At 59.8% G+C, this 19,967-nt stretch carries 19 protein-coding genes and 2 pseudogenes; 8 read left to right on the top strand and 13 right to left on the bottom strand.

What is annotated here, in order from left to right:
• The first annotated feature begins 1 nt into the window (after position 1).
• The 6 genes from odhB (at position 2) to lpdA (ending at position 5,202) form a co-directional block, all read left to right on the top strand.
• Entirely contained in the window at positions 2-1,489 is a 1,488-nt protein-coding gene (gene odhB / locus ROLI_RS03865; protein ID WP_187430276.1) for a 2-oxoglutarate dehydrogenase complex dihydrolipoyllysine-residue succinyltransferase, read from the top strand.
• Between the two features lie 199 nt (positions 1,490-1,688).
• Positions 1,689-2,069 (top strand): hypothetical protein, encoded by a 381-nt coding sequence (locus ROLI_RS03860; RefSeq protein ID WP_187430277.1) that lies wholly within the window; start codon positions 1,689-1,691, stop codon positions 2,067-2,069.
• Positions 2,070-2,308: 239 nt separating this feature from the next.
• Positions 2,309-2,911: a hypothetical protein gene (locus ROLI_RS03855; RefSeq protein WP_187430278.1), complete on the top strand. Its 603-nt coding sequence runs from the start codon at positions 2,309-2,311 to the stop codon at positions 2,909-2,911.
• On the top strand, positions 2,904-3,287 hold the full coding sequence (locus ROLI_RS03850; RefSeq protein ID WP_187430279.1) for an MAPEG family protein: 384 nt from the start codon (positions 2,904-2,906) through the stop codon (positions 3,285-3,287). The genes ROLI_RS03855 and ROLI_RS03850 overlap by 8 nt, the downstream gene beginning before the upstream one ends.
• Positions 3,284-3,694 (top strand): MAPEG family protein, encoded by a 411-nt coding sequence (locus ROLI_RS03845; protein ID WP_187430280.1) that lies wholly within the window; start codon positions 3,284-3,286, stop codon positions 3,692-3,694. The genes ROLI_RS03850 and ROLI_RS03845 overlap by 4 nt, the downstream gene beginning before the upstream one ends.
• Positions 3,695-3,813: 119 nt before the next feature.
• Positions 3,814-5,202, top strand: coding sequence for a dihydrolipoyl dehydrogenase (gene lpdA, locus ROLI_RS03840; protein WP_187430281.1), 1,389 nt, complete (start codon positions 3,814-3,816; stop codon positions 5,200-5,202).
• 88 nt (positions 5,203-5,290) lie between these two features.
• Here the strand turns inward: lpdA and ROLI_RS03835 are convergent.
• The 4 genes and pseudogenes from ROLI_RS03835 to ROLI_RS03820 all read right to left on the bottom strand — a co-directional run bounded on the left by ROLI_RS03835 (position 5,291) and on the right by ROLI_RS03820 (position 8,202).
• A pseudogene (locus ROLI_RS03835) lies at positions 5,291-5,899 on the bottom strand (MSMEG_1061 family FMN-dependent PPOX-type flavoprotein).
• Positions 5,892-6,623 carry a 1-acyl-sn-glycerol-3-phosphate acyltransferase gene (locus ROLI_RS03830; protein WP_187430282.1) on the bottom strand — a complete coding sequence of 244 codons (732 nt, stop codon included), beginning with the start codon at positions 6,621-6,623 and terminating at the stop codon, positions 5,892-5,894. Before ROLI_RS03830 ends, ROLI_RS03835 begins: the two are co-directional and overlap by 8 nt.
• The gene (locus ROLI_RS03825; protein ID WP_316247452.1) at positions 6,623-7,528 is read right to left on the bottom strand and encodes an FtsX-like permease family protein; all 906 of its coding nucleotides are present in this window, start codon (positions 7,526-7,528) and stop codon (positions 6,623-6,625) included. Before ROLI_RS03825 ends, ROLI_RS03830 begins: the two co-directional genes overlap by 1 nt.
• The gene (locus ROLI_RS03820; protein ID WP_187430296.1) at positions 7,525-8,202 is read right to left on the bottom strand and encodes an ATP-binding cassette domain-containing protein; all 678 of its coding nucleotides are present in this window, start codon (positions 8,200-8,202) and stop codon (positions 7,525-7,527) included. Before ROLI_RS03820 ends, ROLI_RS03825 begins: the two co-directional genes overlap by 4 nt.
• A 168-nt stretch (positions 8,203-8,370) precedes the next feature.
• On the opposite strand from ROLI_RS03820, the gene ROLI_RS03815 reads away from it, so the two are divergent.
• Positions 8,371-9,150, top strand: a complete 780-nt coding sequence (locus tag ROLI_RS03815; RefSeq protein WP_187430283.1) for a zinc-ribbon domain-containing protein — start codon at positions 8,371-8,373, stop codon at positions 9,148-9,150.
• On the opposite strand, the gene ROLI_RS03810 is transcribed toward ROLI_RS03815, so the two are convergent.
• From ROLI_RS03810 to argH, 5 genes are all read right to left on the bottom strand, one after another.
• On the bottom strand, positions 9,151-11,730 hold the full coding sequence (locus ROLI_RS03810; protein WP_187430284.1) for a TIGR02302 family protein: 2,580 nt from the start codon (positions 11,728-11,730) through the stop codon (positions 9,151-9,153). It lies immediately after the preceding gene.
• A 39-nt stretch (positions 11,731-11,769) separates the two neighbouring features.
• Positions 11,770-13,035: a diaminopimelate decarboxylase gene (gene lysA, locus ROLI_RS03805; RefSeq protein WP_187430285.1), complete on the bottom strand. Its 1,266-nt coding sequence runs from the start codon at positions 13,033-13,035 to the stop codon at positions 11,770-11,772.
• A 240-nt stretch (positions 13,036-13,275) separates the two neighbouring features.
• Positions 13,276-13,584 (bottom strand): DUF2834 domain-containing protein, encoded by a 309-nt coding sequence (locus ROLI_RS03800; RefSeq protein WP_405048989.1) that lies wholly within the window; start codon positions 13,582-13,584, stop codon positions 13,276-13,278.
• Positions 13,585-13,740: 156 nt separating this feature from the next.
• Complete coding sequence (locus tag ROLI_RS03795; protein ID WP_187430286.1) at positions 13,741-13,914, bottom strand: hypothetical protein; 174 nt, start codon at positions 13,912-13,914, stop codon at positions 13,741-13,743.
• Positions 13,911-15,323, bottom strand: a complete 1,413-nt coding sequence (gene argH, locus ROLI_RS03790) for an argininosuccinate lyase (protein ID WP_187430287.1) — start codon at positions 15,321-15,323, stop codon at positions 13,911-13,913. Before argH ends, ROLI_RS03795 begins: the two co-directional genes overlap by 4 nt.
• 24 nt (positions 15,324-15,347) lie before the next feature.
• Between argH and ROLI_RS03785 the strand changes: the two genes are divergently transcribed.
• On the top strand, positions 15,348-15,917 hold the full coding sequence (locus tag ROLI_RS03785; protein ID WP_187430288.1) for a TlpA disulfide reductase family protein: 570 nt from the start codon (positions 15,348-15,350) through the stop codon (positions 15,915-15,917).
• A 44-nt stretch (positions 15,918-15,961) separates the two neighbouring features.
• Here ROLI_RS03785 and ROLI_RS03780 read toward each other — a convergent pair whose 3' ends face one another.
• The 4 genes and pseudogenes from ROLI_RS03780 to ROLI_RS03765 all read right to left on the bottom strand — a co-directional run bounded on the left by ROLI_RS03780 (position 15,962) and on the right by ROLI_RS03765 (position 19,908).
• Positions 15,962-16,957 carry an alcohol dehydrogenase catalytic domain-containing protein gene (locus tag ROLI_RS03780; RefSeq protein ID WP_187430289.1) on the bottom strand — a complete coding sequence of 332 codons (996 nt, stop codon included), beginning with the start codon at positions 16,955-16,957 and terminating at the stop codon, positions 15,962-15,964.
• Positions 16,958-18,143, bottom strand: a pseudogene (locus tag ROLI_RS03775) (mannitol dehydrogenase family protein).
• Positions 18,143-18,907, bottom strand: a complete 765-nt coding sequence (locus ROLI_RS03770; protein WP_187428331.1) for an L-iditol 2-dehydrogenase — start codon at positions 18,905-18,907, stop codon at positions 18,143-18,145. Before ROLI_RS03770 ends, ROLI_RS03775 begins: the two are co-directional and overlap by 1 nt.
• The gene (locus ROLI_RS03765; protein ID WP_187428330.1) at positions 18,904-19,908 is read right to left on the bottom strand and encodes an ABC transporter ATP-binding protein; all 1,005 of its coding nucleotides are present in this window, start codon (positions 19,906-19,908) and stop codon (positions 18,904-18,906) included. The genes ROLI_RS03770 and ROLI_RS03765 overlap by 4 nt, the downstream gene beginning before the upstream one ends.
• Positions 19,909-19,967 lie beyond the last annotated feature (59 nt).

Raw genomic sequence — 19,967 nt, 5'->3', positions numbered from 1 at the left:
AATGACCACCGAAGTGCGCGTGCCCACCCTGGGCGAATCCGTAACAGAAGCCACCGTCGCCACATGGTTTAAGAAGCCCGGCGATGCGGTTGCTGTCGATGAAATGCTGTGCGAGCTGGAGACCGACAAGGTGACCGTTGAGGTCCCGAGCCCGGTCGCCGGAACCTTAAACGAAATCGTGGCCGCTGAGGGCGACACCGTGGGCGTTGATGCTTTGCTCGCCAATATCGCCGAGGGCAGCACGGCCAATGCAACCCCGGCTGCTCCGGCACCCAAAGCGGCCCCGGCTTCGAGCGGCGGATCCGTCGATGTCATGGTGCCCACATTGGGCGAGAGCGTCACAGAGGCCACGGTCAGCACCTGGTTCAAGAAGGTCGGCGACAGCGTCGCGCAGGATGAAATGCTCTGTGAGCTTGAAACCGACAAGGTCAGTGTCGAGGTGCCCGCGCCCGCCGCTGGAACCATCACAGAAATCCTCGCGCCCGAAGGCAGCACCGTAGATGCGGGCGGGAAACTCGCCGTGATGAGCGCGGGTGCTGGTGCCGCTGCGCCTGCCCCGACACCTGACGCGCCACAACCTACTGTGGCCAAGACCGGTGCGGATGTTGAGGATGCCCCTTCCGCCAAAAAAGCCATGGCCGAGGCCGGGATCAGCCGGGATCAAGTCACCGGTACAGGCCGCGACGGGCGCGCCATGAAAGAAGACGTCGCCAGCGCCATTGCTGCCGCTGCTGCACCCCCTGCCCCAACCGCCGCCACCCCGCGCGCGCCGGTTGCTGCGGATGACGCCAGCCGCGAGGAGCGGGTCAAGATGACCCGTCTGCGCCAGACCATCGCCCGCCGTCTCAAGGACAGCCAGAACACCGCCGCCATGCTGACCACCTATAACGAGGTCGATATGGGCGCGGTTATGGAATTGCGTAATGAATACAAAGACCTGTTCCTCAAGAAGCATGGCGTGAAACTGGGTTTCATGTCGTTTTTCACCAAGGCCTGCGTGCATGCGCTGCGCGAGGTGCCAGAGGTCAATGCGGAGATCGATGGCACTGATATCGTCTATAAAAACTTCGTGCATATGGGAATCGCCGCCGGAACTCCCACCGGCCTCGTGGTGCCGGTCATTCGCGACGCGGATGCGATGGGTTTTGCCGATATCGAAAAGGCGATTGCCGAAAAAGGCGCGCGCGCGCGGGATGGCAAACTCTCCATGGCAGAAATGCAGGGCGGGACCTTTACGATCTCCAACGGCGGGGTTTATGGCTCGCTGATGTCCTCGCCGATCCTGAACCCGCCGCAATCGGGTATCCTGGGCATGCATAAAATCCAGGATCGCCCGATGGCGATCAAGGGTCAGGTTGTGATCCGCCCGATGATGTATCTGGCGCTCTCCTATGACCACCGGATCGTGGACGGCAAGGGAGCCGTGACCTTCCTCGTGCGCATCAAGGAAGCACTGGAGGATCCCCGCCGGTTGCTGATGGATTTGTGATCCGTAGCGCCTCGCGTAATATCGGGCGGCGCCCGAGCGTGGGGGCAGGCCGTCTTGCAAAAGGTCCGGGGAACCTTTTGAGGCCGAAGCGATCAAAGACCGGAAACACGAAGTGCGCCCTCCTGGTGTGAGGGTTGGACGCTACACAGGACGATGTCCTAGGCTAGAGATAGATGGACCAGAAAATAAGGAATAGGGAATGAATGTCGTCGAAGGATTAACTGCTGCAAGTCTTGCATTAGGCCTAGTAAAAGACTTGCGCGACATTGACCGTTCTGTTGACGAAGCCGAATACAAACTAAAGATCGCAGAAATCATTAAAGCGCTTGCTGACGCGAAAATTGCATTGTCTGATGCAAAAATGAAGATTTCAAATTTGGAAAATACGCTCGCAGGAAAGTCACATGGAGATATTTGTCCTATTTGCAAAAGTGGTAGGCTGTTGGTTCTGAATGTCGAAAGACATGAGATTTACCCTGGAATAGAGTTTCATATCAGCAAATGTAGCGATGAAACTTGTATGTACTCGAACGAAAGAACGTTTGACGCCAACATCGGCGAATACAAAGGGCAAGGGTAACATGACTGAAACCACCATCCACACCCTCTAAGACCTACGCGTCATAGAAACCTTGGTCCTGCAGGCCACCGGCGCGCTCACGCAACTCGGCATGGGCTATCTGCTCGGCACGCGCGATGAGAGTCGCAGCGTCAAAAAATGGTGCACTCGAACTCGCAAAAAATTGTTTCCTAGCCACAGCCCCGTTGGTCGTGCAAACTATTCGTTAAAACGCCCCTATTTCCAACCGGACCCGCCCCATGTCCCAACTCCTCGAATCGATCCCAAAGGAATGGCCCCGGGTTTTCTCGGTGGTCTCCATCGGGTTCATCGGGATCTATGCGGGCATTGAGGTCGCGGGCGATCTCAACAACCGTGACAGTTTTTCGATCACCGGCTGGGCGCAGGAAGTTGTCGATCCGCTACCCACTGTTTCGGCCGGTATCATCTTGTTTCTGTCGGTATTTGCGGCCTATGCGGTCGGCGAACTCATCACCACCATCGCGCCCGTCTACGTGACCCAAAACCAAAAACAACGCCGCCTGCAAATGCTCATCGCCGCGCGCGATGATGAGACGGGATTCGTGCGTGAGGTGCTGCGCAAGACTGACAATAAGGTCGAGTTTTTCTGTGGTCTTTTCACCATCACGATGCTCTCCTGGGTCGCAAAAATGGTGGTGCTGACGTGGTTGGGAGCTTACTGGGGCGCGCTTTATCAACTACCCGGCATTGCGCTCAGCCTGGTATTCTTCCACTACTCAAGGGAGATGGCCGTGCGTGACATCAGGTTGCTCATCACCGCGCAACACCACCCTGCCGCAGCCCCCCTGAATGCCGGCCCCAAAGGAACAGCTCATGAGTGAAATCCAAATCCTTGCGCTTTATGGCTTGCTGGTCATCGCGACCCTCATTCTGCAAGCGACCGGCACCATGACGCAGCTTGGTCTGGGCTATCTGCTGGGAAGCCGTGACGAAAGCCGCAGCATCTCTGGCATCACCGCCCGGCTGGAACGCGCGCTGAACAATTCGATCACGGCAATGGTGCTTTTTGCCCCCGCAGTTCTGCTGCTCGTTGTCTCTGAAAATACATCCAACCAAAGCATACTGGCCGCGCAGGCCTTTCTGATCGCACGCATCATATATGTCCCCGCCTATGCCTTCGGTGTTGTCGGCGTCCGCAGTCTGGCCTGGACCATCGGCATCTTTGCCACCATCGCCCTTTATCTTCTCGCCCTATGAGCCCGGAACTCACCGCCCTGACGCTCGCGGCCCTGTTACAGGTCGTGCAATTTGCCCTGATGGCGATCCCGGCCAATCTTGAACTGGGTACGGCCAAAACCCTTGGTCCGCGCGATCCCAAACGGCTGGGCGGCGGCCTGCAAGACCTCGTCTCACCGCGCACAGGGCGTTTGATCCGCGCGATGAACAATCATTTTGAGGCGCTGATCTTGTTCACCATCGCGGTGCTCGTGGTGACGCTTTCGGATCAATCCACCCCTGTTACAGCGACCTGCGCGTGGGTCTATCTGGGCGCGCGCCTGGCTTATATTCCGGCCTATGCATTTGGTTGGAGCCCGTGGCGGTCTTTGATCTGGGGCGCAGGCTTTGGGGCCACGGTTTTAATGTTGCTTGCGGCGCTGGTCTAAGCAGGTGAGGATACAGAGAATTCAGAGAAGATGCACCATTTGGGTGTATAGGTGATGGATGCGCGGTGCACAGATTGTGTATACTACGAAAAGACCAAATGACGACCAAGGAGAGTCCCATGGCAAACTATGACGTGATCATCATCGGCTCCGGCCCCGGCGGCTATGTCTGCGCCATTCGCTGCGCGCAACTGGGGCTGAAGGTCGCCTGCGTCGAGGGGCGCGAAACGCTGGGGGGCACCTGTCTCAATGTGGGCTGCATCCCGTCCAAGGCCCTGTTGCACGCCAGCCATATGCTGCATGAGGCAGAGCATAATTTCGCGGCCATGGGGCTGATGGGAAAAAGCCCGTCGGTCGATTGGAAACAGATGCTTTCATACAAACAATCGACCATCGAGCAAAATACCAAGGGTATCGAATTTCTGTTCAAGAAGAATAAGATAGACTGGCTCAAAGGCTGGGGGTCCATCCCGGAAGCGGGCAAGGTCAAGGTTGGCGACGAAGTCCATAGCGCCAAGAAGATCATCATCGCATCGGGCTCTGAGCCCGCCTCTTTGCCGGGGGTGGAGGTCGATGAGAAAGTCGTAGTGACCTCCACCGGCGCGTTGGAGTTGGGCAAGATCCCCAAGAAACTGGTGGTCATCGGCGCGGGTGTGATCGGGCTGGAGCTTGGCTCCGTCTATGCGCGCCTCGGCTCGGAGGTCACAGTGGTCGAGTTTCTGGACGCCATCACGCCCGGTATGGATGCAGAAGTGCAGAAGACATTCCAAAGAATATTGAAGAAACAAGGGCTTGGGTTCATCATGGGCGCTGCGGTGCAAAAAACCGAAGCAACCAAGAGCAAGGCGAAAGTGACCTATAAACTGCGCAAGGATGATAGCGAACACACTTTGGACGCGGATGTGGTCCTGCTGGCGACGGGGCGCAAACCTTATGCGGACGGGCTTGGGCTCGACGCATTGGGCGTGGCGATGACCAAACGAGGTCAGATTGCGGTCAATGCGACGTGGGAAACCAATGTACCCGGCATCTACGCCATTGGCGACGCGATCGAAGGTCCGATGCTGGCGCATAAGGCTGAAGACGAAGGCATGGCCGCCGCCGAACAGGTTGCGGGGAGGCACGGTCACGTCAATTATGGTGTCATTCCGGGCGTAATTTATACGCATCCCGAGGTTGCGAATGTCGGGCTTACAGAACAGGCGCTAAAGGAGGAAGGACGTGCCTATAAGGTCGGCAAGTTTAGCTTCATGGGCAACGGTCGCGCCAAGGCCAATTTTGCCGGTGATGGGTTTGTGAAAATCCTTGCTGACAAGGAGACAGACCGCATTTTGGGCGCACATATCATTGGCCCCGCCGCGGGTGATCTCATCCACGAGATCTGTGTGGCGATGGAATTCGGAGCCTCTGCCGAAGATCTCGCGATGACCTGCCATGCCCATCCGACCTACTCCGAAGCGGTCCGCGAAGCCGCTCTGGCCTGCGGCGACGGAGCGATCCATATGTAGTCAAAAGGTGGCCTTAAAGCCCACCTTACGGTGTCTGGTAAATAAATGATGCGCAAGACGTAAGGTGGGCTTTCAGGCCACCTTCGCTTCACCACATTGTCTTTTGCGCGCGTCCCAGCCAAGCGTTATCATAGGAGATGCCCCCCTCATCGCCAGCACTTGCTTGCTCCAGGATCTCTCCCGCAGTCGGCAAGCCCGCAGGTGGCTTTGCATCCTCCCAAGTGCCCGCGCGCATTAGAGCACGTGCGCATTGGGTGTAAATCTCTTGGATCTCAATCATGACCACGGTCGCGGGCAGCCTGTCCTTTTTCGCAAATCTCTGCCGTATTTCACGGCTTGCCGACAGCCAAGCGCTGCGGTTGATCCGAACAACATTATTCGAGCCCGGCACTAGGAATAGTAGTGAAACCCGACCGTCTTCAACGATATTACGAAGCGAATCCAGCCGGTTATTGCCGCACCAATCCGGCATCATAAGTGTTTCAGCATTCAACTCCTGTACGACGGGGCCGTCATCCCCGCGCGGGCTTGCGTCGGTACCTAAGGGCCCAACAGTGCTCAGAATACAGAGCTTCGAGGTCATGATCCACTACCGGTATAATGGCGTCAGGCGAGGCACCACCTTGCGCAGCGACGCAGCACCGGGCGTTCCATAAAGCTTGAGAAGTGCTTCAAGCGTGTCGACACGATCAGTCATTGCGCAGCCCGTCAAAGCCCGCCTCAGCCATCAACGCATCAGAAGTTTGCTCCACAGACGCCTCTAATTGGGTCATGAAATCATCGCGCTCCAGGCCGGGCTCAATGGCAGGCAGGAATGAAACAACCGCAACGCCAGGTTTGCGCAACAGACCCCGCTTAGGCCACAGCACACCCACGTTCGTTGCAACCGGCACGCATGGTTGAGCGAGTTGCTCGTAAAGCACGGCTGTACCCTTCTTGTAGGGCATCCTCACGCCTGGCGCCACGCGCGTGCCTTGCGAATAGATAATCAATTGCCCCGGCTCCGCACGCCCGGCCTCGACGTCGGCCACCATCTTCTCGATCGCCGCACCACGCTTGCCGCGATCCACTGCAACGCAGCCCAGACGCTTTGCATATTGGCCGATGATCGGGGTCATCAGGATCTCTTTTTTCATGATGAATTTGGCGGCGGGCAGCGCGGTAAAGATCATCATGATATCGAGGAATGACTGATGTTTGGCCGCGATCAGCGCCTCGCCCGCAGGCGGCGTGCCGCGCACCTCGCATCGGATCCCGACCATCCATCTGGCTGTCCAGAACACATAGCGCGAATAGGTTTTGCAGGCGGCGTAGGCCCCTTTGCGACTGAACATCGCCCAGGGTGCGAACCCCAGACCGATGATCGGCATTGCAATATACATCTGCACGATGAAGAGAACGGAACGCATATATTGAAACATCAAGCCAACCTCTTGAGAGTACGGTTCGCGGCGGCACCGGTGGCAAAAAAAGCAACAGCGCCAGCCAAAAGCGGAACCAGCATCGGCAAGAACCAGTGCCAGCCCTGAAACCCAAGACCGGTCAGAAACCCGCCCGCGTCCGATGCCGCAGGCAAGGCCAGAACGGCGAGCATACCCAAGAGCGTGCCTACCAGCCCGCCCCCCAATGCGCGCAGGGTAAAACGACGGATAAAGGCCTGTGCAATGAAGCGATCCGTTGCACCAACCAGGCGCAACACGGCAATCACCTGCGCATTTGCCGACAGCGCCGCATTCGCCGCCAGCGTGACCATCGCCGCCGTGCTCACGCCAAGAAGGAGAGCGCAGACCCAGCCCAACATCCGCAGCCGGTTGGCCGCCTGCACCAGTGGCGCACGCCATTGCGTATGATCATCCAGCACCGCTCCGGGCACTTCTGCGGCCAGACGCAGGCGCAAACCTGCGGCATCAAAGCCGCTGTCTTCTTCGATGACTTCAATCAATTGCGGCACCGGCAGCGTGTTCAGATCAAGGTCCGCGCCAAACCACGGGGCCAACAACGCCTGTTGTTCTGCACGATCAAGCGCGCGCGCGAAGGCGACGCCACCCGTGGTTTCCAAAATGCGCAAGGCGGCCTCTGTTTGGGCGGCTTTCTGGTCTTGCGGCGCAACGATCCGAATGGTTGAACTGCGGGCCAACTCATCCCCCCAACGTGCAGCCAAGCGGCCCGATGCCAGCGACAAGGCCATCGCAAAGATTGCCAAAAACGCCATCGCCCCCGCCGTGAAAAGGGTCAGCTGTGCGGTAAACCCCGACGGCGGCACCACACGATCACTCTGCGGATCCCCCAGCGCAATTTGCAAAAGAGCGCGCAATCGCCGTCTCACAGATCCGCACCCGCCAATTGCACGCGCCCCCCCGCAATTCTGAGCACACGGGCCTGAATTTGGGTTTTGGCCGCGCGGATCAGGCTCAAATCATGGGTCGCGATCAGAACTGTCTTACCCATCTTGTTCAACTCCACCAGCAGGCGCAGCAGCCGTTGGGACATTTCCCAATCCACATTGCCCGTGGGCTCATCCGCGAGCACCACGTCCGGCGACATGATCACCGCCCGCGCCAGGGCCGCGCGTTGGCGTTCCCCGCCCGAAAGCTCCGGAGGCAAGGCATCAGCTCTCTGCGTCAATCCAACCCATGCCATCAATTCGTTCAAATCCTCTCCGGCGGCCTCTGCGGGACGGCCCGACGCGCTGAGTGGCAGGGCGATGTTTTCAACGACCGACAGGTGATCCAGAAACCGACAATCCTGATGGACCATGCCCATACGGCGCCTGAGCATCGCAATATCGTCGCGCTCCAAACTGCGCACATCATCGCCAAACAGCGTAATCTTGCCTGAACTCGGCAATAAGGCACCATAGCACAGCCGCAGCAGGGTCGTCTTGCCCGCACCAGAGGGACCGGTCAGAAAATGAAACGATCCGGGCGCGAGTTTCAACGAAATATCAGACAGAAGCGCGCCATCCCCATAGCTGTAGGCGACATTTTCCAGCTCGATCACAACGGCCCCCGAATTCATGGTTGCGCCGTTGTGCCTCAGCGCTGGTCTGGTTTCAATGCATCACTTGGCAGCTTTATGCGTAGTTAAGACTTTTAGTGAGAAGGTGTTGGCAATAAGGTCCACACAATTGGCCATATATGTTGGGTTGGCTATGGAGCACCGTGTAGAATGCGATTGATTTGCCCAAACTGCGATGCGCAATACGAAATTCCGGATGACACATTGTTGCCGGACGGACGTGACGTGCAATGTTCCAATTGCGAACATACGTGGTTTCAAGAACACCCCGATGCGCAGGCGGCACCGACACCGCCCGCAACCAAGCTGCCTGGACGTCCCGTGACAGAGCCTGACAAAAAGGCAGAAGCGGTTTCGGATGTGGGCCATGCGGGCGATCCCCCCATGCCGGGCAGAAAACCGCTGGATGCCGCCGTGGCAAACGTGCTGCGAGAAGAGGCGCAGCTTGAAGCGCAGGCGCGCCAGAAAGAGGCCTCCGTTCCGGTCGAAACACAGCCCGACCTGGGCCTCAAGGATACCCAAGGTGATACCTCCAGGGAGGCGGCACCGGGACGCGAGGTGCCCGCGCCCTCCCCTGACAAAACCGCGCTGGCCGCAGTCGGGTCAGGCGGCGCGCCCTTGCCCGATGTCAACCAGATCAATTCGACCATGCGATCCAACAGCGATCGCTCGCCCAAGGAAGATGCAGGCCAAACCGCCCAGATCGAAACGCGCGCACGCCGCAGTTTCGGGCGGGGTTTCACCATGATGGTCGTCTTGGCCGCTGGGCTTGTTCTGCTTTACGCGATGGCGCCGCAGGTGGCGAACGCCATTCCGGAGACCGCGCCCTGGATTGACGCCTATATCGCCACCGTCGATCAGGCGCGCCTGTGGCTGGACGCGCGCATCGCGGGGTTTCTGATGTGGCTTGATACTGTGACTGCCGCCTGATCAGAAGCGGTCCAGCAGGCGATTGAGGTAATCACGCTCCACATCCGGGCGCTCGGTCTCACCGGACCGGCGGCGGATTTCATCCAGCAATTCGCGCGCGCGGCCATACGCATCATCATTCAGCGCCAGCGGGCTGTTGTCGCCATCCACGCCCGAGTTACCGGATTCGCGACCCAGCGGATCGCGGTTTTCCGCACGTTGATCAGAGGGTTGCGTGCCCTGTCCAGGCTGTTGATTGGCCTGCTGCTCCGCCATCATTTCGCCAAGCGCGCGCATCCCTTCGCGCAGAGCCTCCATGGCCTGCCCCTGATTGTCGATGGCTTCCGCCAGATCGTCCTGGCGCAAGGCCTCCTCGGCCCCATCCATCGCACGTCCGGCCCGGTCCAACGCATCGCGCGCCGCGTCACCCTCAGGCGTTCCGGCTCCCGGCAGGCTGCCCTGCTGGCGTTGCAGTTCATCCCGCAGCGCCTGCTGGCGATCCGCGATGGAGCCTTGCGCACCGCCACCGGATTCACCACCCTGCTGTTGTTCGCCATTGCCCTGACCCTGCTGGCCCTCATGGCTCTGACCACGGCCCTGACCGCCGTTGCGCCCCTCGTTGCCCTGACTCTCACCCGCCTGCGCGCCGGGATTGAACTGCTCTTGCAAGTCACGAAACGCCTGATCGGACAGGCCCTGTTGCTCGCGCAGCGTCTCTGACAGGCCTTCCATGGCCTGCTCCCCAGGGCTTTGTCCGCCCTGACCCTGCTGGCCTTGGGTCACGCGCATGTTTTCCATCATTTCCTGAAGCTCTTGCAGGGCTTGCTGCGCTTCGGCCATGCGGCCCTGCTCCATCAACTCCTGGATACGATCCATCATACGTTGCAGATCGTCCTGCGTCATTTGCATGGCGTTCTCGTCACCGCCCTGCTGAGGCTCGCCGTTTTCCTGCTGCTGGCGCTGCGCCTGACGGGACAGCTGTTGCAAATAATCCTCTGTCGCACGGCGCAATTCCTGCATCAATTCGGCGATTTCCTCATCCGAAGCCCCGTTCTTGATGGCCTCGTTAAGGCGTTCCTGCGCACGGCGCATCCGCTCGGCAGCATCGGCCAGATCGCCTTCCTCAAGGATGATCGCGAGGTCCCACATTTCATCGCTCAGGTCCTCCTGCATCTCATCGCTCAGCCCGTGTTTGGCAAAGGTTTCAAGCTGACGTATGACCTTGCGCAGGCGCAGCGCATCGGTCTGACTGCGAAACAGATCCTCCGGGAGATAGGCCGTTGCGCGTAAAATCTGGCTGATCCGGCGGTTATTCTCACGCGACCACAAAAGATCACGCCGCTGTTCGATTACGGCGGCGGCGACCGGATCAAAGAAACGTCGCCCCGGCAACAGCATCTCGCGCGAAGTGGTCTCAAATTCCTGCTCGGCACCGTCAAGCGCGGAAAGACGTACCAGAACCGGCAGGTTCGCCCAGGGGTGTTCAGAAAAATCCTCGATCAGGTTTTCCTCAAATGCCTGACGATTCCCTGCAATCGGGGTCGGCAAAGGCACCACCAGATCAGGCCGGTTTTCCGGATCGATCGTCAACCCATGCCGCCGCTCGACCGAGGCAAGATCGAGACTGAAGCGGGCTTCACCCGCCTCAACACCGTAATCATCGCTGGCCTCAAACGGCAGCGTCGTTTCCCCCATCGCAGAGGCGGAGGGATCATCAAGCACGGCAATCTGCGGCGGTGCATCGGGGATCACGTCGATCTGCCAGGTGCGTCCGCCGGGGCCGCTGATCTCGATGGTGCCCTCCTGCAGGACGGTAAAATCCTGCGCCGGATCAGAGGCGGGCGGCACCTCGGTACGCCCCGACACCGTTTCAGACAGGGTCAACGCGCCCACCTCACCATAAAGGCGCAGGGTGATCAGGCTGCCTTTTGGCACGCTCAGAACCCCTTCGGGGATGTCGTTGAGGTAAATCGTCGGCCTACCCGTATAGCGCGGGCTTTCGGCCCAGCCCTCCCAGACCGGCCCCGATGCCAGACCGCCATCACCGGGCGTCATGTCCGACACCGATCCCACGCGCCAGATCGACCCGAAAAGCAACGCGATGCCAAAAACCAAGATCGCCAGATACCGCAGCGCATAAGGGTCCCGCCGAGACACATTCAGATCCGCAGGCACCGGTCCGGCCGCAGCGGCCCGCTTTGCCATACGCGCCTGATGCGCCCGCCAGACGGCGCTCGAGGCCTCATCCGTCGCCCCGATGGTCTGCGTATCGCTGAGCGCCTGAAGGGGTCTGCCCGGCAGGCTCGCATCAAGCCGGGCCAGCGCTTGCGCGCGTGTCGGCAGGCGGAACTTGAGGAAGGCATAACCTAGCGTGACCACCCCGCCCACGGCGGCCACCACCGCAATGGCCCAGACGGCCTCGACCGCCACCATGTCCTGCACGCCCAGCATCAAAGCCGCCAGAACAAACAGACAAACGCTCAACAATGGCCAGAGGCTTTGCACCAGAGCTTCCGCCAGCATGCCCAGATAGGTCAGCCGTAAGGGCCAGCGCACCGCATGGAGGGTCCGTTTCGCGTCATGCCGGGAAAATGAGGCCATCGTTTTGCTCCGCTCGTCTTTGCGCACGGGGATACGTGCTCAAAGCCATTCAGGGAGTGTATCTCGATTTATCATTTCGTCAAAGGTCGGACGTCGGCGAATAACCGCGAATTGATCCTTATTCACCAAAACTTCGGGAATAAGCGGGCGCGAATTATACTCACTGCTCATAACCGCGCCATATGCGCCAGCCGAGCGGAAGGCCACCAGCTCGCCAGGCCCTACGGGGGGCATGACGCGCTGTTTGGCAAAGGTATCCCCGGATTCGCATACCGGCCCGACAACATCGAATTTGACCTGCTCGGTGCCCGGCGCAGGTTCGCGCACGGGAATGATGTCGTGATAGGCGTCATACATTGCGGGACGAATCAGGTCATTCATTGCCCCATCGATGATCAGGAAATCGCGGTCCTCACCGGATTTCACATAGATCACTTCGCTGACCATGATGCCCGCGTTGCCCGCAATGAGGCGACCCGGTTCGATTTCGATCTCACAGCCAAGATGTCCAAGCGTGCGTTTGACCAAGGCACCGTAATCGGACGGCAAAGGGGGGGCCTGATTGTCGCGCGCATAGGGGATGCCGAGGCCCCCGCCCAGATCGAGCCGCGTGATCGTGTGGCCGTCCGCGCGCAGTTGCTCGGTCAGTTCCGCGACCTTCTGATACGCCAGCTCATAGGGCGCGAGGTCGGTCAACTGGCTGCCGATATGCACGTCAATGCCGATGACATCCAAGCCCGGCAGCGTTGCCGCCAGCGCATAAACCTCGCGCGCCCGCGAAATCGGAATGCCGAACTTATTCTCCGACTTGCCGGTGGCGATTTTGGCGTGGGTTTTTGCATCCACATCCGGATTGACGCGAATGGTGATCGGCGCGCTCACGCCCATGGCCAGCGCCGTGGCGTTCAGCACTTCCATCTCTGGCTCGGATTCCACGTTGAACTGGCGGATACCGCCTTCCAGCGCCAGCCTGATTTCAGCCGCCGTCTTGCCGACCCCGGAAAACACGATCCGCTCGCCCGGCACACCGGCGGCTTTGGCGCGCATGTACTCCCCGCCCGAGACCACATCCATCCCCGCACCCGCCTGTGCGAGGGTCTTGAGGATTGCCTGATTGCTGGCGGCTTTCATGGCGTAACAAACGAGGTGGTCCAGCCCGTCAAGGGCTTCGTCAAACAGGCGAAAATGGCGCAAAAGCGTTGCGGCAGAATAGATGTAGCACGGTGTGCCGACCGCCGCTGCGATTGTCGCAACTGATACGTCCTCGGCAAAAAGCGCGCCGTCGCGATAAAGAAAATGATCCATGCTGGCCCTTGCCCAATTGTATTCCCGGCGTGTGTATCCAGAACGTCCAGCCTGTTCAAATTGGAATTCGACGGGGATATGCGCGCGGCACAGTTCCAGAACGAAAAAACAGCGCCCCAAGCCGACCTGAATTTACATCCATTTCCTATCAGGGGCTGTGACCGATGAAAGGATGCAATCTCCGGTTCGAAAATCGTGTTCCCTCTTATGTCCAAAAAGTGGCTTAACTAGAATTTGAGTTTACTTCGATCTCAAGTAAAGAAAAAGCGGCAAGCCACAGCTCACACCGATCATAAAGGTCGCCGGAATCGCGATCAGGTATTGCCATTTCTTCTGGTTCAATGCGTCGACAATGACCCAGAGCGTCAGTGCAACGGCGGCAATTGTCAGATCCCAGACCAAACCGCTGGTCGCGGCATTGACGTGCCAGGCATCGACCATGGCCATCAAATCATACCCATTGGCGTTAAACCACTGGAGGAAATAACTCATCGGATGGATCGCCCCCCAAATGGCGAGTACCAGCCAGACCAGACGCAAGTGATTCATCTTATTGGCCTTTCACGTAACCGATGATGGCGGAGCCTGACACGCTGACGCCGCTTGCTTGTTCGGGTCTTACGCCATCATCGCGCGGTATCTGACCGTCGGGACCGGTGCAGCCGACCAGGACCAACAAAACCACGCCGGACCAGAACCACCGCATCACAGGCCCAAGCGAATGGACAAAGGCCCACGCCCCAGACCAACAGAGGCGCTCGGATAAATGCCGTTTTGATTGATGCTCACACCACCATTCAGGGTTGGCGTGACCGGCTCACCGTCCACGCCACAAGCGGCCAGACCCGCACAGAACATCAGAACAACAAATGGTTTCATCCAACAATTTCCTTCCATCGCGCAACCTGCGCGCGCACCTGATCGGGCGCGGTTCCCCCATATGAGGTACGGCTGTTTACCGAATTTTCCACCCCCAGCACCGCAAATACATCCGATGTGATGCCCGGATGCGCCGATGTCATATCCGCCAGCGTCAGGTCCGGCAGATCGCACCCGCGGCTTTCGGCCAGCGCGACAAGGCTGCCGGTGATGTGATGGGCGTCGCGAAACGGCAAACCCAAAACGCGGACCAGCCAATCGGCCAGATCGGTCGCGGTGGAAAAACCGGACCCCGCAGCCGCCGCCAATTGATCACGATTGGCCGTCATATCCGCCACCATCCCCGACATCGCGGCCAGCGCCAGCATCAGGTTGTCGGCGGCGTCAAACACCTGTTCTTTGTCTTCCTGCATGTCCTTGGAATAGGTCAGCGGCAGGCCCTTCATCACCATCATCAGCGCCGTATTGGCCCCGAAAATCCGACCCACCTTGGCACGGATCAATTCGGCGGCATCGGGGTTTTTCTTCTGCGGCATGATCGAGGAGCCGGTGGAAAACCGATCGCTCAGCGTCACAAACCGGAACTGCGCGGAGGACCAGATCACCAGCTCTTCGGCAAACCGGCTCAGGTGCATCGCGCAAATGCTGGCCGCTCCGAGAAATTCCAGCGCGAAATCCCGGTCGCTCACCGCATCGAGCGAATTGGCCGCCGGGACGTCAAACCCAAGCGCCTCTGCCGTCATATGCCGGTCGATGGGAAAGGACGTCCCCGCCAAGGCCGCCGCGCCCAGAGGCGAGGTGTTCATCCGCGCCCGCGCATCGCGCATCCGGGACAGATCGCGCCCGAACATTTCCACATAGGCCATCATGTGGTGGCCCCAGGTGACCGGCTGCGCAGTTTGAAGGTGGGTGAACCCAGGCATGACCCAACCCGCGCCCGCCTCGGCCTGATCAAGCAAAGCACGGATCAACATGAGCAAACCGCCCTCCGCCGCGTCCAGCTGGTCGCGCACCCACAGCTTGAAATCGGTTGCGACCTGATCATTGCGGCTGCGCCCGGTGTGCAAACGACCCGCAGGTTCGCCAATGATCTCCTTCAGGCGTGCCTCCACGTTCATGTGAATATCTTCAAGCGCGGTGGAAAACTCAAACGTCCCGGCGTCTATTTCTGACAAGACCGTGAGCAGCCCTTCCCGAATGGCCTCAACATCGCTAGCTTCCAGAATGCCGGTTGCGCCAAGCATCTCGGCATGCGCGCGCGATCCTGCAATGTCCTGCGCTGCCATCCGTCTGTCGAACCCGATCGAGGCATTGATCGCCTCCATGATCGCGTCAGGCCCGGCAGCAAAGCGACCGCCCCACATCTGATTGGAGGCAGGGCCGGATTTGGGGTCGGGCGTATCGGTCATGGTTTTGAACCCTTCGGAGGGGAAATGAAAAGAATATTTGCTGCGCTCGTTTATACGGCCCTTGGCGCGGGCGCAATCATGGCTCCCGGTGTCGCGGCTGCGGATTTGGCTCAGGCCGCCCTGCTCCGTGAGGGCGATATGAAAAAACTGGTGTTTCATGACGTGCCCGAAGCGGTCTCAAACGCCCAATACAACCTCGCTGACGGCGCGGGCCAGCAGTCGCTGGAGGCCTACCGAGGCAAATACGTGCTTCTGAATTTCTGGGCAACGTGGTGCGCGCCCTGCCGCAAGGAAATGCCGCAACTTTCCGAACTTCAGGCCGAGCTTGGCGGCGACAGTTTCGAGGTCGTGACCATCGCGACGGGGCGCAATTCACCCGAAGGCATCAAGAAGTTCTTTACCGAAATCGGTGTCGACAACCTGCCCCGTCATCAGGATCCAAAACAGGCGCTGGCCAGCCAGATGGGGATTTTCGGACTGCCCATTACCGTGTTGATTGACCCGCAAGGGCGCGAAGTGGCGCGGCTGCGCGGCGATGCGGATTGGGCCAGCGACAACGCCAAGGCGATCATCAAGACGGTGATTGCGCCGTAAGCCGCGCGCCCTCCACGTCGGTTCGGGCGATGCAGCTCGGGCTGTCACCCCTTTGCGAACTGGATTTTCAGACTGCTTTTGGGGCCTTGTCCCTCAAATACCGCGGCGATTTCCTCGAGCCGCATTTTATGAGACACGATCCGGGAAATATCGGGGCCGTAAGCCCGCAAACCCGCCAACGCCTGTGGCATATTGTGGTTAAGGGAATGTGACCCGGCCAATGTAATCTGGCGGCGGAAAAGTTCGAAAGGGGCGATCTCGATACGCTCATCCGCGGCGCAGACCCCAAAAAACAGACCGACGCCGCCATTGGCGATGTAATCGGTCAATCCGCCCGCCACGGAAACGACCCCGGTCGCATCCGCCACCAGGTCCATACCATGGCGCATGGTCTCCAACTGGCCACTGCCCGAAGCGATGGGTTTGAACCCGAAACTCTCCGCGAGGCTCAACCGGGTCGCGTCGATGTCGACCAGGGTAATATCCTTCACACCCGACACTTGCATCCCAATGGCCATCAAGAGACCAATCGGCCCTGCTCCAAAAATCAAGGCATTCTGCGCGCGTTGCGCCTGACCGGCGTCCAGACCATTCAATACGCACCCGAAGGGTTCGGCGAGCGCGGCGATATCATAAGGCATATCGCCAATCAAATGAACGCGAGATGATTTCACCACGCTAAGTTGCGCAAACCCACCGTCTTGCGTCACACCATAGGCCCCCAAATGCGCGCAAAGATGCGCCCACCCCCGCTGACAGGCCGGGCAATTGCCACACTCCAGATTTGGATCAACGACAACGCGGTCCCCCGGCCGGACGGTCGTCACATCGCCCCCCACCTCCAGCACCTTTCCGGCATATTCATGGCCCGGAACGAGCGGGAAGGCAGACGTGCCGTAATTTGCTCGCAGAACCTCGAAGTCGGTGTGACAAATACCGCTTGCGTGCACCTCTATCAAAACCTCGCCTGCCTCCGGGCGAGGGTCGGGTTTGGATGTCAGGGACAGCTTGTTTCGACCTTCAAAAACGATGGACTTCATTCACACTTCCTCATTGAGGTATGTTTTGATGGTATTTTCTGTGCCTTTTGTGTGGATCATTTTGAGGTATTTATGGAAGGCTTTGGCGAATGTTTTGTTTTGCCCCAGGGACCCGTAGCATTGGGTTTGGGCGATCCAGGTTTGGGGGGTTTGGCGGGCGGCGTTTGCGGCGGTGGTGAGGGTGTGCCAGGCGGGGTCGTTGGGGGCGATGGGGGTGGCGTCTTCGCGACTGCCACAGCACATGCGCGCCCAGAGCGCCTCGATCAGCGCCAGCCCTTCGATGGGTGCATCGCCGGCCAGCGCGTCACGGATAATGGGGTGCAAAAAGCCTGCATGGCGCGCGGCCCCGTCAAAGGCAACGCGGCGCGTGGTATCGCGGATTTCGGGGTTGGCAAAGCGCGCCGCGATCAGATCGACGTATTCCTGCGGGGCCATGCCGGGCACGGCGGCCACATGCGGGACGATCTCCTCGCGGGCGATCTTGTGGAACAGCGCGCTGATCAGCGGATGCGCCATGGCCCCGGCGATGGTCTCCACTGACAGCAATTCCGCCGGGGTGGCGATGATCTGATGACCCGCGTTGAGCAGGCGCAGCTTCATCGCCTCATAGCTGTGCACATTGTCGGTAAAGGTCGCGCCCACAAGGTCCCAATCGGGCCGCCCGGCGCAACTTCAGCGCGGCGATGATCGCGCCAAAGGCGCTGCGCGGCGTTTCGGGATGCGCGGCGTCATGCGCCATATCGGGATGATCCGCGTCGAACCCGCCCTCGGGGGCGACGTAATAGCCGCCCTCGGTCACGGTCAGGGACACGATCCGGATCGCCGGTTCGGCCATATGCGCAATCAGGGCTGCGTTATCATCCGCCACCGGGATAAAGCCGATCATGGCCCCTGTGACCTCGGCGGATTTACCCGAGGGGTCCAGCTCGATCAGGGTGGTCAGGCAATCCTGCGCCAGCATCCGCGCGCGCTGTGCACCGTCCGCCGGGCGCACCCCCGCGCCTAAGATAGCCCAGTCCTGCGCCAATCCCTGCTGCATCAGACGGTGCAGATACCAGGCCTGATGCGCACGGTGGAAGTTTCCCAGACCAATATGGATGATGCCGGCACTGAGGTCCGCGCGCGCATAAGAGGGGCGGCGCACCTGTGGCGGCAGGTCGTCAAGAGTGTCGAGGCGCAACCGCATCAGCTCATCCAGTTCCCGCCATCCACATTCAGCGTCTGCGCGGTGATATAGCGCGCGCCGTCAGAGGCCAGGAACACCACCGGATCGGCAATATCACGCGGATCGCCCATGCGCCCCAGCGGCACGGCGTCTCCGACTTCGCGCTTTTTCTGACCCTTGGGTTTATTCTCGTACTCGGCGAACTGCGCGTCCACCAGATCCCACATCGGCGTGTCCACCACACCGGGCGCAATCGCGTTGACGCGGATGTTATCGCCCGCCAGTTCCAGCGCCAGGCTCTGCGTGATCGAGATTACCGCCGCCTTGGTCGAACAGTAAATCAGGACGTTGGCCTCGCCGCGCCGCCCGGCTTGCGAGGCGAAGTTGATGATCACACCGCCACCGCGTTTTTTCATCACAGGCACCACCGCCTGAGCCGCAAAGATCGTACCGCCCACATTCACATCATATTGGCGGCGGTAATCATCGGGTGTGATGCGATCGAGCGAGGCCATGTTGAAGATGCCCGCGTTATTAACCAGAATGTCGATGCCGCCAAGCGCGTCCTCAACCTCGCCCACACCGCGCGCGATGGCGTCAAAATCCGTCACATCCATGGCCAGCGCCATACCGTTGATCGAAACCGCAGTCGCGTGGGCCGCGTCCAGATCCAGATCACAGACCGCAACCCTGGCCCCCGCCCCCGCCAGCGCCTCGCAGATGGCGCGCCCGATCCCGCGCGCACCGCCCGTCACAAGCGCGACCTTCCCGCTCAGATCGCTCATGGCATGCGCAACCCTTGCGCGTCAAAGCGGTGGATCATCTCGGCCTGCGGCGTGAGGTAAATCGTGTCGCCGTGGCGCGCCTCGATATCACCGGTGATGCGCACGGTCATCATGTCCATCAACCCGGTTTCATGCACGTGGATGAAGGTATCAGAGCCCAGATGCTCGGCCACGCCGACGGTGCCCTGCCACAGGCCCTCAGATTTGGACACGCTCATATGTTCGGGGCGCACGCCGATGGTTTCCCCGCCGTGTTTGCGCGCCTCTTCCCCCTCGATGAGGTTCATCCTGGGCGAGCCGATGAAGCCTGCGACAAACTTGTTGCGCGGCGTGTGATAAAGCTCCAGGGGTGATCCGACCTGCTCAATCACGCCCGCCTGCAACACCACGATCTTGTCGGCCATGGTCATCGCCTCTACCTGATCATGGGTGACATAGATCATCGTGGTTTTCAGCTTTTCATGCAGCTCTGAGATCTCCAGCCGCATGCCGACCCGCAAGGCGGCATCCAGGTTTGAGAGCGGCTCGTCAAACAGGAACGCCGCCGGTTCGCGCACGATCGCGCGCCCGATGGCCACGCGCTGGCGCTGGCCACCGGATAATTGTCCGGGCTTGCGATCCAGATAATCCGTGAGGTTCAACGCCGAAGCCGCCGCCTCGATCTTGGCCTTTTGCGTGGCCTCATCCAGACCCGCCATGCGCATCGGAAAGGCGATGTTCTTGCGCACCGACATATGCGGATAAAGTGCGTAAGACTGGAACACCATCGCCAGCCCGCGCTTGGAGGGGGGCAGTTCGGTGGCGTTTTTCCCATCAATGCTGATGTCGCCGGAGGTGGTATCCTCCAGCCCCGCGATCAGGCGCAACAACGTGGATTTACCGCAGCCCGAGGGGCCGACAAAGACCACGAACTCGCCCTCGTTGATCTCCAGATCAAGCGGTGGAATGACCTGAACATCGCCAAAGCTCTTGGTGACCTGATTGAGGCTGATCTGACCCATGCTATGCGTTCTCCCGTGTTAGGCTGCCGGGATCGGACCGGCGGATGATGGTATGTGGC

The organism is Roseobacter fucihabitans (assembly GCF_014337925.2).
Classification (GTDB): domain Bacteria; phylum Pseudomonadota; class Alphaproteobacteria; order Rhodobacterales; family Rhodobacteraceae; genus Roseobacter; species Roseobacter fucihabitans.
The sequence above is the reverse complement of the archived record's forward strand: the minus strand, read 5'-3'. Positions and strand labels throughout refer to the sequence as shown.

Excerpts from the sequence above, each read along its gene's own strand:
- ROLI_RS03850 (WP_187430279.1), top strand. The coding sequence starts at position 2,904 with ATGAGTGAAATCCAAATCCTTGCGCTTTATGGCTTGCTGGTCATCGCG.
- ROLI_RS03860 (WP_187430277.1), top strand. The coding sequence starts at position 1,689 with ATGAATGTCGTCGAAGGATTAACTGCTGCAAGTCTTGCATTAGGCCTA.
- ROLI_RS03845 (WP_187430280.1), top strand. The coding sequence starts at position 3,284 with ATGAGCCCGGAACTCACCGCCCTGACGCTCGCGGCCCTGTTACAGGTC.
- lpdA (WP_187430281.1), top strand. The coding sequence starts at position 3,814 with ATGGCAAACTATGACGTGATCATCATCGGCTCCGGCCCCGGCGGCTAT.
- ROLI_RS03855 (WP_187430278.1), top strand. The coding sequence starts at position 2,309 with ATGTCCCAACTCCTCGAATCGATCCCAAAGGAATGGCCCCGGGTTTTC.
- argH (WP_187430287.1), bottom strand. The coding sequence starts at position 15,323 with ATGACCGATACGCCCGACCCCAAATCCGGCCCTGCCTCCAATCAGATG.
- ROLI_RS03770 (WP_187428331.1), bottom strand. The coding sequence starts at position 18,907 with ATGAGCGATCTGAGCGGGAAGGTCGCGCTTGTGACGGGCGGTGCGCGC.
- ROLI_RS03800 (WP_405048989.1), bottom strand. The coding sequence starts at position 13,584 with ATGAATCACTTGCGTCTGGTCTGGCTGGTACTCGCCATTTGGGGGGCG.
- ROLI_RS03830 (WP_187430282.1), bottom strand. The coding sequence starts at position 6,623 with ATGTTTCAATATATGCGTTCCGTTCTCTTCATCGTGCAGATGTATATT.
- ROLI_RS03810 (WP_187430284.1), bottom strand. The coding sequence starts at position 11,730 with ATGGCCTCATTTTCCCGGCATGACGCGAAACGGACCCTCCATGCGGTG.
- lysA (WP_187430285.1), bottom strand. The coding sequence starts at position 13,035 with ATGGATCATTTTCTTTATCGCGACGGCGCGCTTTTTGCCGAGGACGTA.
- ROLI_RS03780 (WP_187430289.1), bottom strand. The coding sequence starts at position 16,957 with ATGAAGTCCATCGTTTTTGAAGGTCGAAACAAGCTGTCCCTGACATCC.
- ROLI_RS03765 (WP_187428330.1), bottom strand. The coding sequence starts at position 19,908 with ATGGGTCAGATCAGCCTCAATCAGGTCACCAAGAGCTTTGGCGATGTT.
- ROLI_RS03795 (WP_187430286.1), bottom strand. The coding sequence starts at position 13,914 with ATGAAACCATTTGTTGTTCTGATGTTCTGTGCGGGTCTGGCCGCTTGT.
- odhB (WP_187430276.1), top strand. The coding sequence starts at position 2 with ATGACCACCGAAGTGCGCGTGCCCACCCTGGGCGAATCCGTAACAGAA.
- ROLI_RS03815 (WP_187430283.1), top strand. The coding sequence starts at position 8,371 with ATGCGATTGATTTGCCCAAACTGCGATGCGCAATACGAAATTCCGGAT.
- ROLI_RS03785 (WP_187430288.1), top strand. The coding sequence starts at position 15,348 with ATGAAAAGAATATTTGCTGCGCTCGTTTATACGGCCCTTGGCGCGGGC.